This is a genomic window from Streptomyces sp. CA189 (assembly GCF_056428985.1).
Map to the genome: position 1 here is coordinate 42,080 of NZ_JBWJVM010000064.1, position 9,651 is coordinate 51,730.

At 73.0% G+C, this 9,651-nt stretch carries 11 protein-coding genes; 8 read left to right on the forward strand and 3 right to left on the reverse strand.

The window, feature by feature from the left end; translation table 11 throughout:
* Positions 1 to 89 precede the first annotated feature (89 nt).
* The 7 genes from AC061S_RS33465 to AC061S_RS33495 all read left to right on the forward strand — a co-directional run bounded on the left by AC061S_RS33465 (position 90) and on the right by AC061S_RS33495 (position 6,427).
* Positions 90 to 611 carry a hypothetical protein gene (locus AC061S_RS33465; RefSeq protein ID WP_478689632.1) on the forward strand — a complete coding sequence of 174 codons (522 nt, stop codon included), beginning with the start codon at positions 90 to 92 and terminating at the stop codon, positions 609 to 611.
* Entirely contained in the window at positions 608 to 2,131 is a 1,524-nt protein-coding gene (locus tag AC061S_RS33470) for an efflux RND transporter periplasmic adaptor subunit (protein ID WP_478689633.1), read from the forward strand. Before AC061S_RS33465 ends, AC061S_RS33470 begins: the two co-directional genes overlap by 4 nt.
* Complete coding sequence (locus AC061S_RS33475; protein WP_478689634.1) at positions 2,128 to 2,895, forward strand: ABC transporter ATP-binding protein; 768 nt, start codon at positions 2,128 to 2,130, stop codon at positions 2,893 to 2,895. The genes AC061S_RS33470 and AC061S_RS33475 overlap by 4 nt, the downstream gene beginning before the upstream one ends.
* On the forward strand, positions 2,892 to 4,217 hold the full coding sequence (locus AC061S_RS33480) for an ABC transporter permease (RefSeq protein ID WP_478689635.1): 1,326 nt from the start codon (positions 2,892 to 2,894) through the stop codon (positions 4,215 to 4,217). The genes AC061S_RS33475 and AC061S_RS33480 overlap by 4 nt, the downstream gene beginning before the upstream one ends.
* A 54-nt stretch (positions 4,218 to 4,271) precedes the next feature.
* Positions 4,272 to 4,652, forward strand: a complete 381-nt coding sequence (locus tag AC061S_RS33485; RefSeq protein WP_478689636.1) for a hypothetical protein — start codon at positions 4,272 to 4,274, stop codon at positions 4,650 to 4,652.
* Between the two features lie 146 nt (positions 4,653 to 4,798).
* Complete coding sequence (locus AC061S_RS33490; RefSeq protein WP_478689637.1) at positions 4,799 to 5,494, forward strand: demethylmenaquinone methyltransferase; 696 nt, start codon at positions 4,799 to 4,801, stop codon at positions 5,492 to 5,494.
* A 21-nt stretch (positions 5,495 to 5,515) separates the two neighbouring features.
* Positions 5,516 to 6,427 carry a glutaminase gene (locus AC061S_RS33495; protein ID WP_478689638.1) on the forward strand — a complete coding sequence of 304 codons (912 nt, stop codon included), beginning with the start codon at positions 5,516 to 5,518 and terminating at the stop codon, positions 6,425 to 6,427.
* Between the two features lie 398 nt (positions 6,428 to 6,825).
* Here AC061S_RS33495 and AC061S_RS33500 read toward each other — a convergent pair whose 3' ends face one another.
* The gene (locus tag AC061S_RS33500) at positions 6,826 to 7,368 is read right to left on the reverse strand and encodes a GNAT family N-acetyltransferase (RefSeq protein ID WP_478689639.1); all 543 of its coding nucleotides are present in this window, start codon (positions 7,366 to 7,368) and stop codon (positions 6,826 to 6,828) included.
* Between the two features lie 97 nt (positions 7,369 to 7,465).
* Here AC061S_RS33500 and AC061S_RS33505 point away from each other — a divergent pair, with 97 nt between their 5' ends.
* On the forward strand, positions 7,466 to 8,749 hold the full coding sequence (locus AC061S_RS33505) for a geranylgeranyl reductase family protein (RefSeq protein WP_478689640.1): 1,284 nt from the start codon (positions 7,466 to 7,468) through the stop codon (positions 8,747 to 8,749).
* 58 nt (positions 8,750 to 8,807) lie between these two features.
* On the opposite strand, the gene AC061S_RS33510 is transcribed toward AC061S_RS33505, so the two are convergent.
* Both AC061S_RS33510 and AC061S_RS33515 read right to left on the reverse strand, forming a co-directional pair.
* Positions 8,808 to 9,254: a PIN domain-containing protein gene (locus tag AC061S_RS33510; RefSeq protein WP_478689641.1), complete on the reverse strand. Its 447-nt coding sequence runs from the start codon at positions 9,252 to 9,254 to the stop codon at positions 8,808 to 8,810.
* Complete coding sequence (locus AC061S_RS33515; protein WP_383452376.1) at positions 9,251 to 9,493, reverse strand: hypothetical protein; 243 nt, start codon at positions 9,491 to 9,493, stop codon at positions 9,251 to 9,253. The genes AC061S_RS33510 and AC061S_RS33515 overlap by 4 nt, the downstream gene beginning before the upstream one ends.
* Positions 9,494 to 9,651 lie beyond the last annotated feature (158 nt).

Consider the following 9,651-nt stretch of genomic DNA (forward strand, 5'->3'; position numbering starts at 1 on the left):
GCGGGAGCGTACGAAGGGGTCGATTTCCTGTGTCATCTTCACGCGTCCGGTCCGCGCCGGCGCCGTCGTCGCCCGTGCCGTCGTCGCCCGTGCTGCTGTCCCTGGCGTCCCTGATGTCGGTGGTGTTCCTGGTGTCCGGCTGCTCGGGGGGAGAGCCGGGCGGCCCGGCCGCCGCCCCGTCCGGAGCCACGGGGACCGGTACGGCGACGGCCGTCGCACCGGACCCGACCGCCAAGGACGCAGCCGATCCCAAACTGGCGGCCTTCTTCGCCTGCCTGAAGGACCAGGGACTGCCGATGAAGGACACCCCCTCGGGGGTGCAGGTCGTGGACCCGGCCAAGGCCGACCCCGCCAAGGTGCGGGAGGCCGAGACGGCCTGCGCGGCCAAGCGGGTGCGGCCCTCGGTGGACGCGGCGACGCTCGCGAAGGCGAAGGAGTTCGCCGCGTGCATGCGCGCGAACGGGGCCGCGGACTTCCCCGACCCCGACCCGGTCACCGGTGACTCCGGGGTCGACGCCGGGCTCAAGACCGACCCGAAGGCCGCGGCCGCCCTCCGCGCGTGCGCCGACAAGGTCCCGGCGGGTTCGTCCTCGGGCGTGGTGGGTGGATGAGCGCGAAGCACCGTAGGTGGGTCTTCGCGGTGGCCGGCGGGGCGGTCCTGCTCGCGGGCGCCGGAGTCGGGGCCTCGGCGCTGATCAAGTCACCGGCGCAGGTGGCGGCCGACGCGGGGCCGCCGCCGATGGACGTCCTGGTGGCCCGGGTCGAGAAACGGGTGCTCCGCGACACCGTGATCCTGCGCGGCACCGCGACCGCCACCCAGACCGTGCAGGTCACGCCGACCGCGCGGGCCGAGGGCGGGGCGGCGCCGGTGGTCACCAAAGTGGCGGCCGTCGCCGGGACTCCGGTGGAGGCCGGGCGGGTCCTGCTGGAGGTCTCGGGGCGGCCGGTGTTCGTACTGCCGGGCAAGCTGCCCGTGTACCGGGACCTCAAGCCGGGGGCCACCGGGGAGGACGTCAAACAGCTCCAGCAGGCGCTGGCCGGGCGGGGACACCCGACGGGCGGCGACAAGGCCGGGACCTTCGGCGCCGGCACCAAGACGGCGCTCACCGCCTTCTACCGCTCGATCGGCTACGACGCGCTGCCCGCGCTCGCCGACGGCGGAGAGGCGGTGGAGGCGGCGGAGGAGGCGGTGACGGCGGCCCGGCGGACCCTGGAGGACGTACGGGCCGGGGCGGCGGCGGAGGGCAAGCCCGGCGGGGCGAAGGGCGGCGGGGCGAAGGGCGGCGGGGCGAAGGGCGGCGGGGCCGGCTCGGCGGTGAACTCCGCGGTGAACTCCTCGGTGTCGGGGCCGCTCTCGGGGCCGGTTTCGGATCCCGTCTCGGATCCGGTCGCGAACCCGGGTTCCTCGCGGGCCGTGCGCCGGGCCGAGGAGGACCTGGCCAAGGCGCGGCGCGAGCTGACCGAGGCGCAGGAGGTCGCGGGCCCGATGCTCCCGGCCGGGGAGGTCGTGTTCCTGGAGGGCTTCCCCGCGCGGATCACCACGGTGAACACCCGGGTCGGCTCCGTGGCAACCGGTCCCGCGCTGACGCTGTCCGCGGGGGCGCTGGTGGTGCGGGGGCAACTCCAGGAACACCAGAAGGGGTTGGTCCGGGCGGGCCAGCGGGTGGAGATCAGGTCCGAGGTCAGCGGGGTGACGGCCACGGCCAAGGTCACCTCGGTGGCCGACACGGCCGCGGCCCCGCCCGCGCAGCCGCAGGGCGGTACCGGGGAGGGCCAGCAGCAGGCCCCGCCGGGAGCACCGGGCTACGCCATGGTCGTGGAGCCCGACAGCCCGCTGGACCCCGCGCTCGCGGGACAGGACGTACGGCTGACCGTGGAGGCGGCGGCGACCTCCGGCGACGGGCTGGTGGTCCCGGTGAGCGCGGTCTCGGCGGGCGCGGACGGGCGCACCAGCGTGTCCGTCGTCGATTCCGCGGGGAAGCGGCGGCAGGTGGAGGTCCAGGCGGGCACGACGGGCGACGGCTACGTGGAGGTGAAGCCGACCGCGGCCGGCGCACTCGCCGAGGGGGACAACGTCGTCACCGGGGTCAACCCCGGCCTGAGCGGGGCCGCCGGAGGGAAGAAGCCGTGACCCCGGCGGGTACCGGCCGCGGCCGGGTGGTCATCGAGTTCCGGGGGGTCGGGCTCGCGTACCCGGGGCCGCCGCCCGTCGTCGCGCTCACCGGCTGCGACCTGGTGGTGCGCGGCGGCGAGTTCGTCACCGTCGTCGGGCCTTCCGGGTCGGGCAAGTCCACCTTCCTCAACATCGCCGGGCTGCTCGACGCCCCCACCGCCGGCACGTACCTGCTGGACGGAGTGGACACCGGGGCGCTCGGGGACAGCGGCCGGGCGGCGCTGCGGGGCCGCCGCATCGGATTCGTCTTCCAGTCCTTCCACCTCCTCTCCCACCGGTCCGCCCTGGAGAACGTGGCCCTCGCCATGCTCTACAACGGCTTCCCCCGCCGGGAACGCGAACCCCGCGCCCGCGAAGCCCTCCTGCGGGTCGGCCTCGGGCACCGCGTCGAGGCCCTGCCCACCCGGCTCTCCGGCGGCGAACGGCAGCGGGTCGCCATCGCCCGGGCCCTGGTGACCCGGCCCTCGTTGCTGCTCTGCGACGAACCGACCGGCAATCTGGACACGGAGAACGCGGCGACGGTGCTGGAGCTCCTGGACGAACTGCACGCGGACGGGATGACCGTCCTGGTGATCACCCACGATCCGGAGGTGGCGGCCCGGGGAGGACGTACGGTCCGCATCCGCGACGGCGTGCTCGCCGAGGACGACCGGCCGCCGGTCCGGAAGGCGGCCGTACGAGGCCGTTCGGAAAGAGGCCGTTCGGAAAGAGGCCGCTCATGAAGAGGCCGCTCATGAGGAGGCCGCTCGGTACGGGGCCGCTCGCTACGGGGCCGTTCCGGCGCCGCCGGGCCGCCGAGGGCGCCGGCGCGGCCCCGCCGCTCCCCGCGCCCGAGCGGTCCACCCGCCTCGCACCGCGGGACGTCCTCGGCGAGGCCTTCGCCGGGCTGGTGCAGCGCCCGGCCCGCTCGGCGCTGACCGCGCTGGGCACCGTACTCGGCGTCGGATCCTTCGTCGCCATCCTCGGGCTGACGGCCACGACCTCCTCCCAGATCGACGCCCGCTTCAGCGTGCTCGGCGCCACCGAGGTCACCGTCGAGGACGTGGCCCGCAGCCAGGACCAGTTCGCCGGCCCCGGCTTCCCCGCCGACGCGGACGAACGCACCGAGCGGCTGGGCGGCGTACAGGACGCGGGCGTCTACTACACGGTCCGGCTGCCCGCCGACGGGACCGTCCGCGCGGCCCCGGTCGGCGACGCCGCCCGGGGCGAGCGGATCGACGTCATCGCCGCCTCACCGGGCGCCCTGCGGGCCGCCGTTCCCCGGATCGACCGGGGCAGGCTCTACGACGCCTACCACTCCGGCACCCGCCAGCGGGTCGCCGTCCTGGGCGCGGCCGTCGCCTCCCGGCTCGGCATCACCACGCTGGACACCGCGCCCGCCGTGTTCATCGGGGACGAGCCCTTCACCGTGGTGGGGATCGTCGGCAACGTGCAGCGCAAGGCGGACCTGCTCCTGTCCGTCATGGTGCCGCGCACCACCGCCGAGGAGATCTGGGGACCCCCGGAGGGCGACGGCGCCCGGATGCTCATCGCCACCGACCTCGGCGCGGCCCAGCAGGTGGCCCGGCTGGCCCCTACGGCGCTCCGCCCCGACCACCCCGAACACCTGAAGGCCGTCGCCCCGCCGGACCCGCGCTCGCTGCGCACCAACGTCTCCTCGGACCTGGGCCGGCTCTTCCTCGTCCTGGCCGGGATCTGCCTGATCATCGGCGCCGTGGGCATCGCGAACACGACGCTGGTCGCGGTCCTGGAGCGCACCGGGGAGATCGGCCTGCGCCGGGCCCTGGGGGCGCGGGGCCGGCACATCAGCGGCCAGTTCCTCGCCGAGTCGGCCGCGCTGGGCGCGCTCGGCGGCCTGGTGGGGACTTCGCTGGGCTGCGTGACGGTGGTGCTGGTGGCGGTGTTCCGCGACTGGACCCCGGTCATCCACCCGGCGACGGTGCTCGCCGCCCCCGCGATCGGCCTGCTGACGGGCCTCCTGGCCGGCCTCTACCCCGCTTGGCGAGCCTCCCGCATCGAACCGGCGGAGGCCCTGCGCCGCTGATACCGGGGCGGGGCGGGCGAGAACGCTCCGCCGAGGCTGTGATCCACTCGGCCCATGAGCTTGACGGTGGATGTCTTCGTTGTCGGTGCCGACGGCAAGAGGCAGGTGCAGGACGTTCCGGACGGATCCTCCGATTGCGCGGGTGCCGAGAGCTGGCGCACCCGGGTGTGGGGCGCGGAGGTGGTGCGCTCGCTCGGAGCCGCCTTCCTGCCGGTTCTCGCCGAGCAATCGGAGCTGTGGGTAGAACCCGAGCAGGTCCCCGCGTTCCTGCGCGAGTGCCTCCTGCTCCGCGAGAACCTGGAGCGGATCGTTGCCGGTACGGAACCCGTGCGAACGATCGAGGAGCACCGGGACACGCTCGCCGAGCGCTTGGAGATCATCGAGGATGCCGCAGGGCGGGCGGACGCCGTGGGCGGCGGTGTCCTCATCTGGTGACGGGCCCGGTCGCGCCGGCGGCACACGTACCGGTGCGGGCCGCCGGTGCGGTGCCCGGGGGGCCTGCGAGAATGGCGGGGCGGTCCGCAGGACCCTGCCGAACCGTTCGCCGAACCATTCGCACCGCACCCGAGGGGCCCACGCCAGTGACCACCGCTTCCCTGGACAAGCAGCCGCACGAAGTCGCCTCCATGTTCGACGGCGTGGCGGCGAACTACGACCTCACCAACGACGTCCTCTCCCTCGGGCAGGCCCGCCTGTGGCGCAAGGAGGTCGCCAAGGCGGTCGACGCGCGCCCCGGGCAACTGGTCCTCGACCTGGCCGCCGGCACGGCCACGTCCTCGCTGCCCTTCGCCGCGACCGGTGCGTACGTCGTGCCCTGCGACTTCTCCCTCGGCATGCTCCGCGAGGGCAAGAAGCGCAACCCCTGGCTCCCGCTGACGGCCGGCGACGCGACGAAGCTGCCGTTCAAGGACGGCTCCTTCGACACCGTCACCATCTCCTTCGGCCTGCGCAACGTCCAGGACACCGACGCCGCCCTGCGCGAGCTGTACCGGGTCACGAAGCCCGGCGGCCAGGTCGTGATCTGCGAGTTCTCGCAGCCCACGTGGGCCCCCTTCCGGACCGTGTACACCGAGTACCTGATGCGCGCGATGCCTCCGGTGGCCCGCGCCGTCTCCTCCAACCCCGACGCGTACGTCTACCTCGCCGACTCCATCCGCGCCTGGCCCGACCAGCCCGCGCTGGCCGCGCTGCTGCAGAAGGCCGGCTGGTCCAAGGTGGCCTGGCGCAACCTCAGCGGCGGCATCGTGGCCCTGCACCGCGGCACCAAGCACGCGTAGTACGGACCCGGGACCCCTCCGATGGACTACCAGGCACTGCTGGAACAGGTCGCCACCGACATCGCCCCGCTGATCGGCAGCGGCACCACCGCCGAGTACATCCCGGCGCTGGCGTCCGTCGACCCGCGGCAGTTCGGGATGGCCATCGCCGACCTCGACGGCAACGTCTTCGGGGTGGGGGACTGGCAGACGCCGTTCTCCACACAGTCCATCACCAAGGTCTTCGCGCTGGCCCTCGCGCTCGCCGAGGGCGGCGACAGCCTGTGGGAGCGGGTGGGCCGGGAACCCTCCGGCAACCCGTTCAACTCCCTCGTGCAGCTGGAGTACGAGAACGGCATCCCGCGCAACCCCTTCATCAACGCGGGCGCGCTCGTCGTCACCGACCGGCTCCAGACGCTGACGGGCGACGCGAGCAGCGAACTGCTGGACTTCCTCCGGGAGGAGAGCCAGAACCCGGACGTCGCCTTCGACGCGGAGGTCGCCGCCTCCGAGCAGGAACACGGGGACCGCAACGCGGCGCTGGCCCACTTCATGGCCGCCTACGGGAACATCGACAACCCGGTGCCGATGCTGCTGGAGCACTACTTCTGGCAGTGCTCCATCGAGATGAGCTGCGCCGACCTGGCCCGGGCCGGCCGCTTCCTGGCCCGGCACGGGCTGCGCGCAGACGGCTCCCGGCTGCTGACGCGCAGCGAGGCGAAGCAGGTCAACGCGGTGATGCTGACCTGTGGGACGTACGACGCGGCGGGGGAGTTCGCCTACCGGGTGGGCCTGCCCGGCAAGAGCGGTGTGGGCGGGGGCATCGTCGCGGTGGTGCCCGGCGCGTGCACGCTGGCCGCGTGGAGCCCCGGCCTCGACCCCCAGGGCAACTCGGTGGCCGCGGTGGCCGCCCTGGACCGCTTCACGACCCTGACGGGCCTGAGCGTCTTCTAATATCGCGCCCCTCGCACCGCTGCGCGGGCTTCGGGCCGCTGCGCCGGACTCCGTCCGGCGGTGGCGGGTCGGCGGTGGCGCCACTGCCGCGTGGGGCGCGGCCCGGTGGGCGGGTGCGGCTGGTGGTGCCCTGCGGGGCTGGGGTCCCCTACCCGCCCTTCGCCCGTTCCCCGGGGCTGCGCCCCGGACCCGTTGTCGTGTGCGGCGCCGTTGCCGGGGTCCGGGGCGGAGCCCCAGGGGGTCCGGGCAGAGCCCGGGGAACGGGCGAAGGGCGGGGAGGGGACTTCGCCCCGCGCAGCGGCGAGGGTCGCTGCGGGGACTTCGCCCCGCGCAGCGGTGCGCACCCCGCGGTCGGGGCCGGGCCGCGGCGAGCGGGGGGCGGCTCCGCGCAGCGGGGGTTACTCGGGGGCGAGGGTCAGCGCGTAGCGGCGGGCGTGGCGCCGGCCCCCGGGCAGCGGGAAGCGCTCCGCCAGGGTCATCCCGAGCCGCTCCGCCACCGCGATCGAGCGAACGTTGGCATCGTCGATCATCGCCACCACCTCCGGAACCCCAGCCCCCCGCACCCGCTCCAACGTCGCCAGCGCAGCGGCATACGCATACCCCCGCCCCCACGCGGAGCGACCGAGCCGCCACCCGATCTCGATCTCCCCGACCGGCCCCCACTCCTTCTCCGCCGGCCACGGCTGAGCCCCGGTGAAACCGAGGACCTCCCCGTCCCCGTCCAGCAGCGTCCACAGGCAGAAGCCGAGCCGCGCGTCGTGCATCCGCTGCCGCGCGGTGATCTCCTCGTAGAAGGAGAGCTCGGCCGGTCCGCCGAGGAACTCCATGACATCGGGGTCGCGGAAGACCCGGTGCCAGGCGTGCGCGTCCTCGTCCGTGGGCACACGGAGCTGGACGACGGGCAGGGGCCGGGTCGGCGGCCGGGTCGGCGTGGTGGTCACAGGGGGCAGCCCTTCGGATCGCGATCTCTCTCGCTGCATAGACTGCACATGTCTTGTGCCGTTGGGCACCCTTTATCGAGCCTTCGGGAGACCCGCCGTGACCGAGCCCCTCTCCGAGCACTCCGCGGACGTGATCGTCGTCGGGGCCGGTCCCGCCGGCTCGACCACTGCTTATTACCTGGCCAAGGCCGGACTTGACGTCCTCCTCCTGGAGAAGACGGCGTTCCCGCGCGAGAAGGTCTGCGGCGACGGCCTGACGCCGCGCGCCACGAAGCAGCTCGTGTCGATGGGCATCGACGTCTCCGAAGAGGCCGGCTGGCTGCGCAACAAGGGCCTGCGGATCATCGGCGGCGGCCAGCGGCTCCAGTTGGACTGGCCCGAGCTGGCCTCCTTCCCCGACTACGGCCTCGTCCGCAAGCGCGACGACTTCGACGAGACCCTGGCCCGCCAGGCGCAGAAGGCCGGAGCCCGGCTGTACGAGCGCTGCAACGTCGGCGAGCCCGTACGCGACCCCCGCACCGGGCACATCACCGGTGTGAAGGCGAAGCTGGGCGAGGAGAAGACCGAGGTCACCTTCAAGGCCCCGCTGGTCGTCGCCGCCGACGGCAACTCCTCGCGGCTCTCCCTGGCGATGGGCCTGCACCGCCGCGAGGACCGCCCGATGGGCGTGGCCGTGCGTACGTACTTCACCTCGCCCCGCCACGACGACGACTACCTGGAGTCCTGGCTGGAGCTCTGGGACCGGCGTGGGGCCGAGGACCGGCTGCTGCCCGGCTACGGCTGGATCTTCGGCATGGGCGACGGCACCTCCAACGTCGGCCTCGGCATCCTCAACTCCTCCTCCGCCTTCAAGGAGCTGGACTGGCGCGAGGTCCTCAAGGCCTGGTGCGCCTCGATGCCGGAGGACTGGGGCTACACCCCCGAGAACATGACGCAGCCCATCCGCGGCGCGGCCCTGCCGATGGCCTTCAACCGCCAGCCGCACTACACCAAGGGGCTGCTGCTCGTCGGTGACGCGGGCGGGCTCGTCAACCCGTTCAACGGCGAGGGCATCGCCTATGCGATGGAGTCGGGCCAGATCGCCGCCGACGTCATCGTCCAGGCCCACTCCCGCGCCACCCCCGCCCTGCGCGAACTCACCCTGCACAGCTACCCGAAGGTCCTCAAGGAGACCTACGGCGGCTACTACACCCTGGGCCGCGCCTTCGTGAAGCTCATCGGCAACCCGAAGATCATGAAGATCGCGGCCCAGCGCGGTCTGAGCCACCCGGTGCTGATGAAGTTCACCCTGAAGATGCTGGCCAACCTGACCGACCCGACGGGCGGCGACGCGATGGACCGCGTCATCAACGGCCTTTCGAAGGTCGCGCCAAAAGCCTGATCGTTCAAGGCCTGGCCGCTCGGTGGAGAGCTGAGCGGCCGGGCTCTCCGCGTGCGGCTCAGACGTTGACGATCTTCACCGTCGGTGAGCCCGGAAGCTCCTCGGAGGCCTTGCACAGCGCCGGGATGTGCGACGTGTCAGACGTGACGAGCAGTACCGGGGGAGTGCAGAGCGCGGCCGTGGCCACCACGAGTGCGTCCACGAGGCATTCGTGCCCGTCGAGGCCCGAGGCGTCCAGCAGCTTCGCCGCGGCGTCTGTCACCGCGTCGTTGACCGGTTTCACGTCGAACCGGGACAGCAGGAACTGGAGTCGCTTGGCGGCTTCTCCGGTTCGGCGCACCTCCAAGGGCGTCAGTACGGACAGCGCCACGCGCCGACCGCTCTGCTCGGCGACCTCGATGCGCGCGCGCATCCCCTCGTCACCGTCGACGTGCAGTGAAAGCCCTCGGGCGTCCAGGACGAGCGTGCCCTCGCTCTTTGCCCTGACCTTGAGGCGCTTGCTCACCACTCCTGTTCCGCCTGCCGCCGTGCTTCGGCGGAGACGGGGCCGAACGCCTTGCGGTCGGCGGTCACGACCTCGCGGAGCTTCTGTGCGGCGAGCCATTCCTCCAGGGCTTCGGCCACGACGGAGGAGAAGCCGTTCTTGCCGGTGCGCTCCTCGACTTCCTTGATCAATGACTGGGCGAGCGACACGGATCTCTTGCCGGCACGCTCGGCGGCCTGGGGTGCTACGTGACTGCTCATACCTAAAAAGTAACACCGCTGGTAGGAATTTTGGCTCTGTCGCGAGTTCCGTGAAACTCGAGATGTTGATCTCTGTAGGTCGTGATCATGCCGGGTGTCCGTCGCTGATCTTCTCGCCGTTTTGTTCCCGCACTTCGCCCGTCTGCACATCGAGTTTG